General features: G+C 70.8%; 12 protein-coding genes. 4 read left to right on the top strand and 8 right to left on the bottom strand.

The window, feature by feature from the left end:
- The first annotated feature begins 2,641 nt into the window (after positions 1–2,641).
- A complete protein-coding gene (locus ACIRRY_RS27620) occupies positions 2,642–3,844 on the top strand; it encodes an amino acid deaminase/aldolase (protein WP_403977423.1) in 1,203 nt (400 codons plus the stop codon).
- A 50-nt stretch (positions 3,845–3,894) separates the two neighbouring features.
- Here ACIRRY_RS27620 and ACIRRY_RS27615 read toward each other — a convergent pair whose 3' ends face one another.
- The 3 genes from ACIRRY_RS27615 to ACIRRY_RS27605 are packed head-to-tail and all read right to left on the bottom strand — an operon-like array spanning position 3,895 to position 7,503.
- Positions 3,895–4,677 (bottom strand): 3-oxoacyl-ACP reductase, encoded by a 783-nt coding sequence (locus tag ACIRRY_RS27615; protein WP_403977421.1) that lies wholly within the window; start codon positions 4,675–4,677, stop codon positions 3,895–3,897.
- A complete protein-coding gene (locus ACIRRY_RS27610) occupies positions 4,674–6,092 on the bottom strand; it encodes an aldehyde dehydrogenase family protein (RefSeq protein ID WP_403977419.1) in 1,419 nt (472 codons plus the stop codon). Before ACIRRY_RS27610 ends, ACIRRY_RS27615 begins: the two co-directional genes overlap by 4 nt.
- A gap of 40 nt (positions 6,093–6,132) precedes the next feature.
- On the bottom strand, positions 6,133–7,503 hold the full coding sequence (locus ACIRRY_RS27605) for a glutamine synthetase family protein (RefSeq protein ID WP_403977417.1): 1,371 nt from the start codon (positions 7,501–7,503) through the stop codon (positions 6,133–6,135).
- 85 nt (positions 7,504–7,588) lie between these two features.
- On the opposite strand from ACIRRY_RS27605, the gene ACIRRY_RS27600 reads away from it, so the two are divergent.
- Positions 7,589–8,323 carry a FadR/GntR family transcriptional regulator gene (locus ACIRRY_RS27600; RefSeq protein WP_393760448.1) on the top strand — a complete coding sequence of 245 codons (735 nt, stop codon included), beginning with the start codon at positions 7,589–7,591 and terminating at the stop codon, positions 8,321–8,323.
- An 85-nt stretch (positions 8,324–8,408) separates the two neighbouring features.
- Positions 8,409–9,122, top strand: coding sequence for a gamma-glutamyl-gamma-aminobutyrate hydrolase family protein (locus ACIRRY_RS27595; RefSeq protein WP_403977415.1), 714 nt, complete (start codon positions 8,409–8,411; stop codon positions 9,120–9,122).
- A 188-nt stretch (positions 9,123–9,310) separates the two neighbouring features.
- Here the strand turns inward: ACIRRY_RS27595 and ACIRRY_RS27590 are convergent, their stop codons facing one another.
- Positions 9,311–10,234 (bottom strand): LysR family transcriptional regulator, encoded by a 924-nt coding sequence (locus ACIRRY_RS27590; RefSeq protein WP_403977413.1) that lies wholly within the window; start codon positions 10,232–10,234, stop codon positions 9,311–9,313.
- 70 nt (positions 10,235–10,304) lie between these two features.
- Between ACIRRY_RS27590 and ACIRRY_RS27585 the strand changes: the two genes are divergently transcribed.
- Complete coding sequence (locus tag ACIRRY_RS27585) at positions 10,305–11,414, top strand: TDT family transporter (RefSeq protein ID WP_403977411.1); 1,110 nt, start codon at positions 10,305–10,307, stop codon at positions 11,412–11,414.
- Here the strand turns inward: ACIRRY_RS27585 and ACIRRY_RS27580 are convergent.
- From ACIRRY_RS27580 to ACIRRY_RS27565, 4 genes are all read right to left on the bottom strand, one after another.
- Entirely contained in the window at positions 11,341–12,060 is a 720-nt protein-coding gene (locus ACIRRY_RS27580) for a helical backbone metal receptor (RefSeq protein ID WP_403977409.1), read from the bottom strand. The genes ACIRRY_RS27585 and ACIRRY_RS27580 overlap by 74 nt on opposite strands.
- Positions 12,060–12,626: a helix-turn-helix domain-containing protein gene (locus ACIRRY_RS27575; RefSeq protein ID WP_200688694.1), complete on the bottom strand. Its 567-nt coding sequence runs from the start codon at positions 12,624–12,626 to the stop codon at positions 12,060–12,062. Before ACIRRY_RS27575 ends, ACIRRY_RS27580 begins: the two co-directional genes overlap by 1 nt.
- 387 nt (positions 12,627–13,013) lie before the next feature.
- Positions 13,014–14,810 (bottom strand): ABC transporter permease/substrate binding protein, encoded by a 1,797-nt coding sequence (locus tag ACIRRY_RS27570; RefSeq protein ID WP_403977407.1) that lies wholly within the window; start codon positions 14,808–14,810, stop codon positions 13,014–13,016.
- Entirely contained in the window at positions 14,803–15,864 is a 1,062-nt protein-coding gene (locus tag ACIRRY_RS27565) for a glycine betaine/L-proline ABC transporter ATP-binding protein (protein WP_403977405.1), read from the bottom strand. The genes ACIRRY_RS27570 and ACIRRY_RS27565 overlap by 8 nt, the downstream gene beginning before the upstream one ends.
- Positions 15,865–16,032: the final 168 nt, after the last annotated feature.

Below are 16,032 nucleotides of genomic sequence, written 5' to 3'. Positions count from 1 at the left end.
CTGCGAGTCGGACGACCGACGCGAAGGATCACCCTCGGGACGCGGCGAAGCGTCCGGACCAGATGCCCCCGCCCCACGAGCAGAATTCGGACCCAGCCCGTCAGACGACCGACGCGGAGGTTCGCCAGCAGGGCGCGGCGGGGTGACCGAGCCGGCTGACGTCCCGGGGCGCGTGGGGACATAGCCCTGTGGCTTGGACGACTGCCCCGAAGGATCACCCTCAGGACGCGGCGGAACGACCGAGCCGGAAGACGCTGCCCGGCGAACGGAATCCGAACCGAGCCCGTCAGACGACCGACGCGGAGGCTCGGCCGCCGAACCGGGCGGAGCGGAAGAGCCTGCCGATGTCCCCTGACGAGTAGGAACATAACCCTGCGAGTCAGACGACCGACGCGGAGATTCGCCCTCGGGGCGTGACGGACTGCCCGAGCCAGAAGACGCTGTCTGCTGAGCAGAGTCCCGGCCGAGCCCGTCGGACGACCGACGCGGAGACTCACCCACAACACGCGGCGGGACACCCGGAGCCGGAGGCATCGGCGAGCCAACCGAGTCCTGACGTGACCAGTCCGACGCCTCGCTCGGCCCCCCACCCGCAGAACGCGGCGGTACAGCGGAGCCGGGAGTTGTCGCCGAGCGGGTCGCATCCTGACGGGGCCCGTCGGACGACTCGCTCGGCCCCCCACCCGCAGAACGCGGCGGTACAGCGGAGCCGGGAGTTGTCGCCGAGCGGGTCGCATCCTGACGGGGTCCGTCGGGCGACTGACGCGGGGGCTCGTTCGCAGGGCGCGGCGGGGTGCCCGAGCCGGACATTGCGGTCGGGCGGAAAGGGGTGGCCGACGCCGAACTGGGTTGCCCCAGCGCTTCGTTGCCATGTGCTGGCGGCGTTGGGCGGTGCGGGGGCCGGGGTGGGACAGGACCCGGTGCGGCTGCGGGGTTCGCGCGGCGCAGGTCGCCGCCGGGCGCGGGCGGGGTGTCCGGGAAGCGTGCCGAGGCCGGCGGAGGGGGTGGGCTCACGGAGTCCGTGGCACGGGGCGAGAAAGGCCGAAGGCCGGGGAAACGCGGCCGGTCGGCGGAGGACGCCGGCGCGGAACCAGACCCGTCGCGACCATCGAAGCCGTTGCTCGGAGACACGGCACGGCCATCAGCACTGTTGCTCGGAGACGCGGCACGGGCATCAGTGCCGTTGTTCAGAGGCACCGTGCGGGCATCGGAACCCGCGCTCGGAGAACCCGTACGAACACCAGGCCCAGCACCAGCACCAGCACTCGGATACCCCGCACGACCATCGGAACCGGCACTCGGGAACGCCGCACGAGCATCAGAACCGGTACTCGGAGACGCCGAACGGGCACCAGGATTGTTGTTCGGAGACACCGTTCGGGCACCAGAACCGCTGTCCGGAAACACCGCACGGGCATCAAACCCGTCACCCGAACCCGGACTCGACCCCGACCCCGGAGCCCCGGCCCGCGCATCAGGGCCGTTCCCCCAAGACACCGTGCGCGCATCGGACCCACCGCTCTGCGGTGCCGTACGTCTCCCGCCGCCGTCCCACCACCCCGTGCTGAACCCGTCGCCCCCGCCCACGCTCCCGCTACCGGTCCCCGCCGACGCCGTACCGGAATCCACCCCACGCGACGGCACGTCAGAACCCGGCTCGAACGGCTCGCGCCCGGTCCGCGACGCCCCCGCGACCCCAGAAGCCCCGGAGACGCCTTGCCCCGCATCCCCCGTGGCCTCTCGCCCCTTCGCATGGGCGCCCGACGCAGGCCGCCGCTCCGGCGAACCACCATTCATCGACGCACCCGACGTGCTCGACGTACTCGGCATCCCGCGCGCGTTCCACGCATCCCACGCGGCCGACGCACGCGAAGTACCCGACGCACCAGGCCTGTTCGGCACACCCGGACCGTCCGAAACCGTACCGCCGCCGCCACCGCCGCCCCTCAAAGGAGAACCCGCATCCCCCGAGGCCGAATCCCAAACAGAACCCGAAGCTGAACCCGCAACAGCACCCGAGGCCGGACCCCAAGCCGCACCCGAGACCGGCCCCGACGACCCCGCCGCGGCACCAGAAGTGGCCCCTGGCACACCCCCCGCACCCGAAGCGGCCCCCGTCGTCCCGGAAGCCCCCGAAGCCCCCGAAGTCCCCGAAGTCCTCCCAGAACCAGAATGCGGTCGGTCCAAGTCCTCGCCCGTTGCATCATCGGACGCCGCCTGCCCCGCAGACTTCGTCACGTTCACCGAGTTCGTCACGTTCGCCGGGTGCACGGGATCCGACGAGCCCGGGGGTCCGGGGGCGCGTCGCGCTTCCGTGCTCATGCACCCCCCGTTTCCTCGTACCCGGGCCACCGTTTGTCCGTATGCGGGCCGGCGTACTCCTGCCCGTGCTCGTATACGGACCGGTGTCCACCCCGTTCTCACCCGGCACGCACACAAAATCAAAGTCGTCCCGAGCACGCATACCCGCAGCGGCGGACCGCCATCCCGGACGCGGTCGAACGACCGGCGGCGTTTCCTCCGTGCGTGCGCGTCACTCTACGGGTTGCCTCCGCTCGAACGGGAACCAGTCCACGCCCCCGGGGCATCTGCCCGGAACGTCCCCCTACCCTGCGGTAATCCTGTCTGGCAGGCTGCGTTCATGACTGCGCGCGCCGCCGACCGGGCCCGTTACGACCGGGCCACCGCCCACCTCGACGCCCCCGTCGCGATCGTCGACCTGGACTCCTTCGATGCCAACGCGGACGATCTCGTCCGCCGGGCCGGCGGCAAGCCGGTCCGGGTCGCGAGCAAGTCCGTCCGTTGTCGAACCCTCCTGGAACGTGTCCTGGCCAGGGACGGCTTCGCGGGACTGATGTCCTTCACCCTCGCCGAGTCGCTGTGGCTCGCCCGCTCCGGGTTCGACGACGTCCTCCTCGCCTACCCCTCCGCCGACCACGCCGCCTTCGGCGAACTGACCAACGACCCCAAGCTCGCCGCCGCCGTCACCGTGATGATCGACGACCCGGCCCAGCTCAAACTGATCGACGACTCCCGCGACGGCGGCACCGAAGTCGTGCGCGTCTGCCTGGAGTTGGACACCGCGCTGCGGATGCTCGGCGGCCGGGTGCGCATCGGCGCGCTCCGCTCGCCGCTGCGCTCCCCCGCCCAACTCGCCGACATCGCAAGGACGGTGTCCCGCCGCCCCGGCTTCAAGGTCGTCGGGATCATGGCCTACGAGGGTCACATCGCCGGTGTCGGCGACTCCGTCGCGGGGCGGCCCTTCCGCTCCCGTGCGATCCGGCTGATGCAGGCCACCGCCAAGCGCGAACTCGCCGAGCGGCGCGCGGAGGTGGTGCGGGCCGTGCGGGCCGTCGTACCGGATCTGGAGTTCGTCAACGGCGGTGGCACCGGCAGTGTCCAGTACACCGCCGCCGAGGACTCCGTGACCGAGATCGCGGCCGGTTCCGGGCTGTACGTGCCGCGTCTCTTCGACAACTACACGTCGTTCACCGCCCGTCCGGCCGCCCTCTTCGCCCAGCCCGTCGTACGGCGCCCGGGCGTCGGCGTCGTGACCGTCCTCGGCGGCGGCTACCCCGCCTCGGGCGCCGCGGGACCCGACCGACTCCCGGTGCCGTACCTCCCGGAGGGCCTGCGCTACGACCCCCAGGAAGGGCCCGGCGAGGTGCAGACGCCGCTGCTCGGCCCGCCCGCCGACGATCTGCTCATCGGCGACAAGGTGTGGTTCCGGCACGCCAAGGCCGGTGAACTGTGCGAGCGGTTCGACGCGTTGCACCTGATCGAGGGCGACCGCGTGACGGCCACCGTCCCGACCTACCGGGGCGAGGGCATGACCTTCCTGTGACGAGTCACCGGGTCAACTGCCCTCACCCCGGCGAGGGTTGAGGGCAGTGCTTACATCGGTGTGACGTACGCCCCCGCGATGCCGCCGTCGACCAGGAAGTCGGCGGCGTTGACGAACGACGAGTCGTCGCTCGCCAGGAACGCGACCGCGGCGGCGATCTCGGTCGGCTCCGCGAAGCGGCCGACCGGGATGTGGACGAGGCGACGCGCGGCCCGCTCCGGGTCCTTGGCGAACAGCTCTTGCAGGAGTGGGGTGTTGACCGGTCCCGGGCACAGCGCGTTCACGCGGATGCCCTCGCGGGCGAACTGCACGCCCAGTTCACGGGACATGGCCAGCACGCCGCCCTTGGACGCGGTGTAGGAGATCTGGGAGGTCGCCGCGCCCATCCGCGCCACGAACGACGCCGTGTTGATGATGGAGCCCTTGCCCTGGCGGCGCATGTACGGGATCGCGGCCTTGCAACACAGGTACACGGAGGTCAAGTTGACGTCCTGGACGCGCTTCCAGGCCTCCAGGCCGGTGTCGAGGATGGAGTCGTCGTCGGGCGGTGAGATGCCCGCGTTGTTGAAGGCGATGTCGACGCTGCCGTAGGTGTCGAAGGCCGCCTTGAAGAGCGCCTCGACCTGCTCGGGGTCGGTGACGTCGACCTTCACGAACAGCCCGCCGACCTCGTCGGCCGCCGCCTTGCCGTGGGTCTCGTCGATGTCGCCGCAGACGACGTTGGCCCCCTCGGAGGCGAGCCGGCGCGCGGTGGCGAGACCGATGCCGCTGCCGGCTCCGGTGATGACGGCGGTACGGCCGACGAGTCGCCGGCAAACAATCTCTGAGGTCACTGTGCGGAGCCCTCCGTGCTGGTGGAGACGTTGGTGGTGGAGACGTCGCTGATGAAGACGTTCTTGGTTTCGGTGAAGGCGGTGAGCGCGTCCGGGCCGAGTTCGCGGCCGATCCCCGACTGCTTGAAGCCGCCGAAGGGGGTCCAATAGCGCACGCTGGAATGGGAGTTGACGGACAGGTTGCCCGCCCGGACGGCCTTCGAGACGCGCAGGGCGCGGCCCACGTCCCGCGTCCAGATGGAGCCGGAGAGGCCGTAGTCGGTGGCGTTCGCGAGGGCGATCGCCTCTGCCTCGTCGTCGAAGGGGAGGACCACGGCGACCGGGCCGAAGACCTCCTCGACGGCCACGCGTGCGCGGGGGTCGACGCCGGTGACGACGGTGGGCGGGAACCAGAAGCCGGGGCCCTCGGGCGCCGTGCCGCGGATGCCTGCCAGGTCGTCGGTGACGTACGAACGGACGCGCTCCAGCTGGACCTTGGAGATCAGCGGGCCCATGTCGGTCTTCTCGTCGGCCGGGTCGCCGACCGTGATCCCCTCGATCGCGGGGGCGAGGAGATCCAGGAAGCGGTCGTAGACGCCGCGTTGGACGAGGATGCGGGTGCGGGCGCAGCAGTCCTGGCCGGAGTTGTCGAGGAAGGCCATCGGAGCCGCGGCGGCGGCCGCCTCGACATCCGCGTCGGCGAAGACGATGTTGGGGCTCTTGCCGCCGAGTTCGAGGGTGACGCGCTTGAGGAGCGCCGAGCCCTTCGCCAACACCTGTTTGCCTACGGCAGTTGACCCCGTGAACACGATCTTCGCGACGCCGGGATGCTCGACGAGCGCGGTGCCCGCGACCGGGCCGTGGCCGGGCAGCACCTGGAAGAGGCCCTCGGGAAGGCCTGCCTCCAGGGCGAGTTCGGCCAGCCGGAGCGCGGTGAGCGGGGTCGTCTCGGCCGGCTTGAGGATGACCGCGTTGCCGGCCGCGAGCGCCGGTGCGGTGCCCCAGGCGGCGATCGGCATGGGGAAGTTCCAGGGCGCGATCACGCCCACCACGCCCAGCGGTTCGAGGATCGTGAGGTCGAGGCCGCCCGCGACCGGGATCTGCCGGCCGGTCAGCCGCTCCACTCCCCCGGCCGCGTAGTCGAGCAGATCACGGACGTTGCCGGCCTCCCAGCGGGCGTTGCCGACCATGTGCCCGGCCTCGCGCACCTCCAACTGGGCGAGTTCTTCGAGGTGTTCGTCGACCGCGGTCGCGAAGCGGCGCAGCAGCCGGGCCCGGTCGGCGGGCGGCAGCGCGGCCCACTTCGCCTGGGCCCGGGCGGCGCTTGCGACGGCGGCGTCCACGTCGGCCGCGGTGGCGGCCGGGACGGTGGCGAGGACCTCCTCGGTGGCGGGGTTCAGTACTTCCAGCACTTCCAGCGGGTGCTCGGCAGGCAAAGCAGTCCTCACAGACGGTCGTCGGCAGGCAAGGGGTTCCTCACAGACGTTCGAAGGAGCGGCGCAGCTCCCAGTCGGTGACGGCGGCGTCGAAGGCCGCCAGTTCGACGCGGGCCATGTTGCGGTAGTGCGCGACGACCTCGTCGCCGAAGGCGGCCTTGGCGATCGGGCTGTTCTCCCACAGCTCGGCGGCCTCGCGGAGATTGGTGGGCACGTGCGCGTAGTCGCCGCTGTAGGCGTTGCCCGCGCAGGCCTCGGGCAGTTCCAGCTTGTGCTCGATGCCGTGGAGCCCGGCCGCGACGAGCCCCGCCACCGCGAGATACGGGTTCACGTCCCCGCCGGGCAGCCGGTTCTCGAAGCGCATGGAGCGGCCGTGGCCGACCACGCGGAGCGCGCAGGTGCGGTTGTCGTAGCCCCAGGCGACGGCGGTCGGCGCGAACGAACCCGGCTGGAACCGCTTGTAGGAGTTGATGTTCGGGGCGTAGAGCAGCGAGAAGTCGCGGAGCGCGGCGAGCTGCCCGGCGAGGAAGTACCGCATGACCTCGGACATGCCCCCCGGGTCGTCCGAGGAGCCGGCCATGGCGTTGCCGCCCTCCCCGTCCCCGAGCGAGAGGTGGATGTGGCAGGAGTTGCCCTCGCGTTCGTTGTACTTCGCCATGAAGGTCAGCGAGACGCCCTCCTGGGAGGCGATCTCCTTCGCGCCGGTCTTGTAGACGGCGTGCTGGTCGCAGGTGACGAGGGCCTCGTCGTAGCGGAAGGCGATCTCGTGCTGGCCGGGGTTGCACTCGCCCTTGGCGGACTCGACGGTGAGCCCGGCGACGGCCATTTCGTTGCGGATCCGGCGCAGCAGCGGCTCGATCCGTCCCGTCCCCAGGACCGAATAGTCGATGTTGTACTGGTTGGCCGGGGTGAGCCCTCTGTAGTTGGCGTCCCAGGCCTGTTCGTACGTGTCCTTGAACACGATGAACTCCAGCTCCGTACCGACCTGCGCGGTGAAACCGTGCTCGGCGAGGCGCTCCAGTTGGCGGCGCAGGATCTGGCGGGGTGCGGCGACCACCGGCGATCCGTCGTTCCAGGCGAGGTCGGCGATCAGGAGAGCGGTGCCGGCGTTCCAGGGCACACGGCGAAGGGTGGACAGGTCCGGGTGCATGGCGAAGTCGCCGTAACCACGTTCCCAGGAGGACATGGCGTAGCCGTCGACCGTGTTCATCTCGGTGTCGACGGCGAGGAGGTAGTTGCAGCCCTCGGTGCCGTGCTTGAGCACGTCGTCCAGGAAGAACGGGGCGGCGAACCGCTTGCCCTGGAGCCGCCCTTGCATATCGGGGAAGGCCAGGACGACAGTGTCGATCTCACCACTGGCCACGAGGTGTTGGAGTTCCTCGACGCTCAGCGGGGGTGTGCGGTCTGCCACGGGAAAGCCTCCTTCGGCTTCTACGGTCAGCCGGAAGCCATAAGGTATTGCGGAGAACCATTGCTTGGGAAGGGGGTGCCGCCATATGTCGCTGGATGCGGAGAACGGGCTTGAGGACCGGTTGACCCCGGTACTGCGGCCGGTGCGGGCGGGCAACGGATTCGAAGAGGCGCTGGAACAGATACTGCAGGTCGTGCGGCTGGGTCTGGTGCCGGGGGGCGAACGGCTGCCGGCCGAGCGGGAACTGGCCGAGCGGCTGGGGATCAGTCGGGTGACGCTGCGCGAGGTTCTGAAGGTACTGCAGGACCAGGGCCTGGTGGAGTCCCGGCGCGGGCGCTACGGCGGGACGTTCGTGCTGCCGAAGTCGGACGCCGGCGGCGAGGACGAGCTGCGGCGGCGGATCAGCGCGGTCGACATCGAGGACGTGCTGCGGTTCCGGGAGGTGCTGGAGGTCGGCGCGACGGGCCTGTGCGCGACGCACGGCCTGAGCGGCGAACAGGCGGGCCGCTTGCGCGACGCCCTCGCCCGCACGCACGACGCCCCGCTCGCCGACTACCGCCGCCTGGACACACTCCTCCACCTCACCCTGGCCGAGCTCTGCGGTTCACCGACCCTGACCGCGCAGTACGCGGCGGTACGGGCCACGGTGAACGACCTCCTCGACTGCATCCCGCTCCTCGTCCGCAACCTGGAGCACTCGCAGCGGCAGCACATCGCGCTGGTCGAGGCGGTGCTGGACGGGGACGCGGACGGGGCGCGGGAGATGATGCGGGAGCACTGCGCGGGGACGGCGGCACTGTTGCGGGGCTTCCTCGCGTGACAGACGGGACTGTTTAATGGTCTCCTTCGAGTCCATTTAACTTTCTACGAAGTCCACTCGATTTCTCTCACGGTCGGAGGAGTGCATGGCGGGCAGGCCGCTGATCGGCATCAGTACGTACCTGGAGGCCGAAGCGCGTTGGGGCGCATGGCAGTTGGAGACGGCGCTGCTCCCGGCCGGCTACCCACGGCTCGTGCAACGCGCGGGTGCCCTCGCCGCGATGCTGCCCCCCGACTCCCCCGAGCACGCCGCGGCGACCGTCGCCCGCATCGACGGCCTGGTGATCGCCGGCGGCCCTGACGTCGAGCCGGTCCGCTACGGCGCGGAGCGCGATCCCCGCAGCGGCCCGCCCGCCCTCGCCCGCGACGCGTGGGAACTCGCCCTGATAGAGGCCGCGTTGACGGCCGGCATACCCCTGCTGGGCGTCTGCCGGGGCATGCAGCTCCTGAACGTCGCCGTCGGCGGCACCCTCGTCCAGCACATCGACGGCCACGCGGCGACACCGGGCGTCTTCGGCCACCACAAGGTCAAGCCGGTACCGGGAACCCTGTACGCGTCCGCGGTACCCGAGGAGACCTCGGTACCCACCTTCCACCACCAGTCCGTGGACCGCCTGGGCGCGGGCCTGACGATATCGGCCCGGGCGGAGGACGGCACTCCGGAGGCGGTCGAACTCTCCTCCGCCGACTGGGTGTTGGGGGTGCAGTGGCATCCGGAGATGGGGGATGACCTGCGGGTGATGCGGGCGTTGGTGGAGGCGGCTGCGGCGGCTACGGCCTCGCCCGCGACCGCTGCGTGAGCTTGTCGGCCGCGTGGTGCGAGAGTGCCGTGGTCGCGCGCCAGGGTTTTCCGCCCCCGCCGCCCCTACCCGTCCCATCCCTGGGGGCTCCGCCCCCAGACCCCTTTTTCGGCCTGAACGGCCTCGTCCTCAAACGCCGGACGGGCTGAAGGCGGAGACCCCAGGACGGTTCGCCTGACTCCGGTTGCCTAACCCCGGGTCAGGGACAGCAGTTCTCGTGCCGGGCCCGTCGGGCGGTGGCCTGTTGGCCATACCGCTCTCAAGTCACGGGCCAGGGTGACCCCTTCCACCGGGATGCGGACCAGGCGTCGCATCGAGAGTTCCTCGCCCACCGCCAGTTCGCTCAGGACAGCCGGGCCCGCGCCGCTCACCGCCGATGCCTTGACCGCCGTAGTGGAGGACAACTCGATCAGCGGGCGGGCCAGGCCGCCCAACGCCGCGTCCAGTACTTGTCTTGTGCCTGAGCCCTTCTCCCGGAGGATCAAGGGGGTCGATGCCAACTCCCCTGCCGGGACCGGGCGTTGGCGGCGAGCCCAGGGGTGGGTCGGGGCCGTCACGACGATCAGGTGGTCGTGGGCGATCACTGTGGAGTCGAGGCCGGGCGGTACCGAGAGGCCTTCCACGAAGCCGAGGTCCGCCTCGTCGGACAGCAGGCGTTCCGCGACCGTCGTGGAGTTGCCGGCCAGCAACGAGACCGCCGTGTCGGGGCGTTGGGAGCGCAGGGCGAGGAGCCAGCCGGGGAGGAGGTACTCGGCGATGGTCATCGACGCGGCGACGCGGAGTCGGGAGTCGCGACGGTGTCGTAGGGCCTGGGCACCCGCGTCGAAAGCCGCGGCGGCCTCGACGACCCGGCGTGCCCAGTCCGTGACCAGCGCCCCGGCGTCGGTGAGGCGGGAGCCGCGGGGTGAGCGGTCGACCAGGGCCACGCCGAGCTGCCGTTCCATCGAGCGGATACGGCTGCTGGCCGCCGGCTGGGTGATCCCCACCTCGCGCGCCGCGGCGCCGAGACTCCCGAGCCGGGCCACCGCCAGCAACAGCTCCAGCGCACCCAGATCCGGCACCCGGTGCGCTATCGACCCCTCCCGCTGATCATCCACCTCGCCGTTGCTCATAAATCCAGTTTATGTCCCCATAGACAGATGCTCCCTGGTCGGCCTTCTCAGTCGGCGAGACGGTGGAGGCATGGTCACCGCAGTTCGTCATCTCGGACCCAACTGGTACGCCTCCGTCATGGGCACCGCCGTCGTCGCCACGGCCGGTGCCGGGCTCCCCGGCCACCTCCCCGGGCTGCGCACGGCCTGCACCACCGTCTGGGCCCTCTCCCTGGCCATGCTCCTGGCCCTGCTCGCCGCCCGCACCCTGCACTGGACCCACCACCGCGACCAGGCCCGCGCCCATCTCCTCGACCCGGCGACGGCCCCCTTCTACGGCTGCCTCGCGATGGCCCTGCCGGCGGTGGGCGGCGGAACCCTGGTCGTCGGGCAGGACTGGATCGGGCTGCGGGCAGCGGTCGTACTCGACTTCGTGCTCTTCGGGGCCGGTACGGTCGTCGGGCTCACGGCGGCCGTGGCCGTCCCGTACCTGATGGCCGTACGGCATCAGGTGCACCCTTCCCAGGCGACCCCCGTGTGGCTGCTGCCGGTCGTCGCGCCGATGGTGTCCGCCGCGCTCGGCCCGCTCCTCGTGCCCCATCTGCCGGCCGGCCAGGCGCGCGAGACCCTGCTCCTCGCGTGCTTCGCGATGTTCGGACTGAGCCTGCTGGCAACCCTGTTGATGCTCCCGCTGGTCTTCGCCCGGCTCGTCGCGGGCGGCCCGCTGCCCCTCGCGCTCACCCCGACGCTGTTCCTGGTGCTGGGTCCGCTGGGCCAATCCACCACCGCCGTCGGCAAGTTCGCGGACTTCGCCCCCGGCGTCGTACCCACCGCGACCGCCCAGGCCTTCAGCCTCCTCGCCGTCCTCTACGGAGTCCCCGTCCTCGGCTTCGCCCTGCTCTGGTTCGCCCTCGCCACCGCGCATGTCGTCCGCGCCCGGCGCCGGGGCATGGGCTTCGCGATGACCTGGTGGGCGTTCACCTTCCCGGTCGGCACCTGTGTCACCGGCGCCGAGTCCCTGGCCCACCACACCGGCCTCGCCGTCTACGACGGGCTCGCGATCCTCCTCTACGGCGTGCTGGTCGCCGCCTGGGTCACCGCCGCCGCGCACACGGCCCGCGGTCTGCTCAGCGGCGCGCTGCTCGCAGGGCCGCGGCCAGCACCCGTGGCGCTTTTGCCAGTGACGGCCCGTACCACGTGAGGTGCCTGCCGCCGACGAGCGCGCACGGCAGGCCCGGGAATGCCTCCGGGCCGTCCTGGGCCGTGAAGCGGTAGGGCTCGTCCGGGAGGACCACCAAGTCCGGGGCCGCCGCCCGCAGTTCGTCGACCGTGGCGCGCGGATAGCGCTCGGCGTGCGCCGCGTACGCGTTGTCCACGCCCAGTCTGGACAGCACATCGCCCGCGAAGGTGTCCCGGCCCAGTACCATCCAGGGCCGCCGCCAGACGGGGACCACGGCGGTCGAGCGGCGGTCGGGGGACGGGAGTTGGGCCCATGCCCGCTCCGCCTCGTCCAGCCAGCGCGGCCGGGACGGCGCTCCGCACGCGTCGAGCACCCGGGTCAGTTCGCGGAACGCCTGGGGGACGTCACGCACTTCGGTGACCAGGACCTCGACTCCCGCCTCGCGCAGGGCCGTCAGGTCCGGCTCGCGGTTCTCCTCCTCGTTGGCGATCACCAGGTCGGGGGCCAGGGCGAGGATCGGATCGAGTTTCGGGTTCTTGGTGCCGCCGACACGGGTGACGTCGAGGTCCGGCGGATGACTGCACCAGTCCGTCGCACCGACCAGAACTCCCGGCCGGGACACGGCGATCGCCTCCGTGAGCGAGGGCACGAGGGACACGACGCGCATCAGCGCTGGCGGTCCTGGACCGCCTCGATGTGCTCGGCCACCGCGACCACGACCACCCGGGTGTCCGGCACGGTCGCGCGCCAGCGGTGCCGGACGCCTCCGGTGAGGTACATCGTGTCGCCGCGCACGAGACGGTACGCCCGCCCCTCCGCCTCGATCTCGACGGCGCCCTCCGCGACGTACATCAACTCGTCGTTGCGGTGCTGGAATTCACGCCCGGCGTCATGGTCACCGGTGAACTCCGAGGCGTGCAGCTGGTGATGACCGCGGACCAGGGAACGCATCCGGGGTGTGCCGACCGACTCGGGTTCCTCCGCGCGTACGACGTCGACACTGCACGCGGGGTCGGCGGCGGCCAGGAGTTCGACGGCCGTGGTGCGCAGGGCGTCGGCCACCTTCTCCAGGGAGCTTCGGCTGGGGCGGGCCCTGTCGTTCTCGACCTGGCTCAGGAAGGGCACCGACAGGCCGCTGCGTTCGGCCACGACGGCGAGGGTCAGGGACAGCGCGCGGCGGCGTCGCCGTACGGCCGCACCCACCCGAAGGGGCTGTTCTTTGTGGTCGCCCATCGCTCCGGCTCCCTCCTTCGCTCGTCGGTCTTCAGTTGCATCTGATGAGTTCTCTGCACCCTACGCATGTTCGTCAAACCGTTTCATGCGCCTGTCACATCCACGTCACACAGCGTGCGATCGGACATCATGGTTCTGGCCAGTCCGCACGGGCCCGCCGACCCTCGATCGGCGCGACAGTTCGCCTCTCCTCTTCAATGCGTACGCGGTCGCCGGTGTTCCCGCTCACCTCTCAGGCCCGATTGAGCGGTTTCGTAGCGCTATGTGGTTGGCCGGATCCTTTTCGTGCCCGAGAGTCTCCTGCCGGGCGCGGGAAAAGGTGGGCCTCGCCGCACGAAAGGGGAACGTGCGGCGAGGCCCACCTCTGAGACGGCGGCTGTGGAACCGTCAGGTCACCGGGGCCAACTGGTCGACCAGGCCCGGATGTTGCTTCAGCCAGGTGCGGACGGCGTCCTGCTCCTCGCCCTTGCCGGACTTCTGGATCTGCGCCTCCAGACCGGTGAGCTGCGCCTCGGTCATGCGGAAGTCCTTCAGCCACGCGCCCACGTCGGGGTTGTCGGCGGCGAAGCCCTTGCGGGCCACGGTGTGCACGCCGTCGCCCTTGCCCCAGGCGCCCTTCGGGTCCTTGAGCTTCTTCAGGTCGTAGTCGCTGTACGCCCAGTGCGGCGACCAGAGCGTGACGACGATCGGCTGCTTCTTGGCGTACGCGCGCTTCAGCTCGGCCAGCATCGCCGGGGTGGAGCCGTCGACGACGTCGTAGGAGCCCTGGAGGCCGTACTCCTTGAGGACCTTGGTCTTGAGGAGGCCCATCATTCCGGCGCTCGGTTCGATGCCGGTGATCTTGCCGCCGAACTCGGAGGCGTGGGTCTTGAGGTCCGCGAGGGTCTTGACGTCCTTCATGTAGGCGGGGACGGACAGCTCAAGGGACGTGGAGCCGTACCAGCTGCCGAGGTCGTCGAGCTGCTTGCCGTACTTCTTCCAGTACTCGGCGTGTGTGGTGGGCAGCCAGGCGTCGGTCTGGAAGTCGATCTGGCCGGTGGCGACGCCGGTGTACAGGGGGCCCGCGGCGTACTGGGTGGTCTTCACCTTGTAGCCGCGCTCCTCCAGGATCTCCTTCCAGAGGAAGGTGGAGGCGATGCCCTCGTCCCACGGGATGTAGCCGATGGTGATCTCCTTGCCCTTGCCGACGTCCGTGGCGGAGGTCGCCTTCGTGCCGGAGGAGGAGCCGAAGGTGCCCATGCCACCGGCCACCAGGGCGAGGACGACCACGCCGATCACGGCGAAGGCCGGGCGGGGGCGGTGGTTCCAGAGCTTGGCGCCGCCCGCCGCGCGGGCCTTGGCGGCGGCCCTGCGGCCGAGCGGGGAGATCTGGGTGCCGAGTGCGCTGGTCATCCGGTCGAGGTAGATCGCGAGGACGACGATGCCGACGCCCGCCTCGAAGCCGAAGCCGATGTCGAGCTGGCCGATGGCCTCGTTCACGGCACCGCCGAGGCCGCCGGTGCCGACCATGCCGGCGATGACGACCATCGACAGGCCCAGCATGATGACCTGGTTGATGCCCGCCATGATCGTCGGGAGCGCGAGCGGCAGTTGGACGCGCAACAGGGTGTCGCGCGGTGAGGTGCCGAACGCCTCGGCGGCTTCGACGAGTTCGGCGTCCACCTGGCGGATGCCCAGCTCGGTCATGCGGACGCCCGGGGCGAGCGCGAAGATCAGGGTGGCGATGATGCCGGCGGAGGTGCCGAGCCCGAAGAAGAGGATCGCCGGGATCAGCAGCACCATCGACGGCATCGTCTGGAGCAGGTCGAGGGCGGGCCGTACGACCGCGCTGACCGTCCTGGAGCGGGCCGCCCAGATGCCCAGCGGGATCGAGATCACCAGGGCGATGACGGTCGCCACGAGCACCAGGGCCAGGGTCGACATGGCCCGGTCCCACAGGTCGAGCGAGTCGATCAGCAGGAACCCGGCGAAGGCCAGGACACCCGCGACCAGTCCGCGCAGCCACCAGGCGATCACCGCCAGGATGCCCGCGAGGAGCAGGGGTTCGGGGGCGGTGAGGACCGCGTTGATGCCGTCGTACATGCCCTCGACGACCGTCTTGACCGCGTCGAAGAGCCAGGACATGTGGGCGAGGAGCCAGTCGACACCGGAGTCGACCCAGTCGCCGAGCGGGAGTCTAGGCATGGGCGCTCACCTGCTTCCGCTCCTGCCGGGCGGGTTCCCCGCCGAGGAACCCGACGAGGCGCTCCTGCGGTACGACTCCCACGACCGTCTCGGCCGCGTCGAGCACCGCGACCGGGTGGGTGAGGCGGGCGCTGAGGGCGCAGAGCTCGGTGAAGGGGGTGTCCGGCGTGGCGGTCTCGCAGTCGCAGTCGGCCTCGTGGCCGTCGACGCCGGTGTCCATGACGGCGCTCGCGGTGAGCACCCGGGAGCGGTCGACGTCCTGGATGAAGGAGGCGACGTAGTCGTTCGCGGGGCGGAGCAGGATGTCCTCGGCGGTGCCGGTCTGGACGATACGGCCGTCGCGCATGACGGCGATGCGGTCGCCCAGGCGCATGGCCTCGTTGAGGTCGTGGGTGATGAAGACGATCGTCTTCTTCAACGACTTCTGGAGTTCCAGGAGTTGGTCCTGCATGTCCCGGCGGATCAGCGGGTCGAGCGCGCTGAACGACTCGTCCATGAGGAGGAGGTCGGCGTCGGTCGCCAACGCCCTTGCCAGGCCGACGCGTTGCTGCATACCGCCGGACAACTCGTCGGGCCAGGAGTCCTCCCAGCCGGCCAGACCGCACAGGGCGAGCGCCTCGCCGGCGCGGGCCTCGCGCTCGGCGTGGGGCACGCCCTGCACGGCGAGTCCGTAGGCGGCGTTCTCGCGGACGCTGCGGTGCGGGAAGAGCGCGAAGTGCTGGAAGACCATGCTGATCTTGCGGGCCCGGACCGCGCGGAGGTCTCGGTCGCTGAGGGCGGTCAGGTCCTGGCCGTCGAAGAGGACGCGGCCCGCGGTGGGCTCCAGAAGTCCGTTGAGCATCCGCAGGAGGGTGGACTTGCCGGAGCCGGACAGGCCCATGACGACGAAGATCTGGCCCGGTGCGACGGAGAAGGAGGCGTCGATCACGGCGGCTGTGGTGCCGTCGGCGCGCAGTTCCTCACGGTCGGCTCCTTCGCGGAGCCGTTCCACTGCCTGGTCGGGTCGTCTGCCGAACACCTTGTGCAGGTGCTCGGCTTCTAGCCTGGCTGACACGCGTACCTCTCGATCGGGGGCAGGACATTCCGGGATCAGGACATCTCGGGGTCAGGACCTTTCAGGGTCAGGACCTGGAGGCGGTGGGCCCGGGGGGCCGTAGAAGGTTGAATGCACAACCGGCACCGCTCCGAGGCCGCGCCTGCCCATGCTTTCCGTGCGCAAACA

Source organism: Streptomyces sp. NPDC101776 (assembly GCF_044766845.1).
In the GTDB taxonomy this organism is placed as follows: Bacteria; Actinomycetota; Actinomycetes; order Streptomycetales; family Streptomycetaceae; genus Streptomyces.
The sequence above is the reverse complement of the archived record's forward strand: the minus strand, read 5'-3'. Positions and strand labels throughout refer to the sequence as shown.

Bases quoted from the DNA above. Each gene is read 5' to 3' on its own strand.
- ACIRRY_RS27620 (WP_403977423.1), top strand. From the start codon at position 2,642: ATGACTGCGCGCGCCGCCGACCGGGCCCGTTACGACCGGGCCACCGCC.
- ACIRRY_RS27600 (WP_393760448.1), top strand. From the start codon at position 7,589: ATGTCGCTGGATGCGGAGAACGGGCTTGAGGACCGGTTGACCCCGGTA.
- ACIRRY_RS27595 (WP_403977415.1), top strand. From the start codon at position 8,409: ATGGCGGGCAGGCCGCTGATCGGCATCAGTACGTACCTGGAGGCCGAA.
- ACIRRY_RS27590 (WP_403977413.1), bottom strand. From the start codon at position 10,234: ATGAGCAACGGCGAGGTGGATGATCAGCGGGAGGGGTCGATAGCGCAC.
- ACIRRY_RS27585 (WP_403977411.1), top strand. From the start codon at position 10,305: ATGGTCACCGCAGTTCGTCATCTCGGACCCAACTGGTACGCCTCCGTC.
- ACIRRY_RS27580 (WP_403977409.1), bottom strand. From the start codon at position 12,060: ATGCGCGTCGTGTCCCTCGTGCCCTCGCTCACGGAGGCGATCGCCGTG.
- ACIRRY_RS27575 (WP_200688694.1), bottom strand. From the start codon at position 12,626: ATGGGCGACCACAAAGAACAGCCCCTTCGGGTGGGTGCGGCCGTACGG.
- ACIRRY_RS27570 (WP_403977407.1), bottom strand. From the start codon at position 14,810: ATGCCTAGACTCCCGCTCGGCGACTGGGTCGACTCCGGTGTCGACTGG.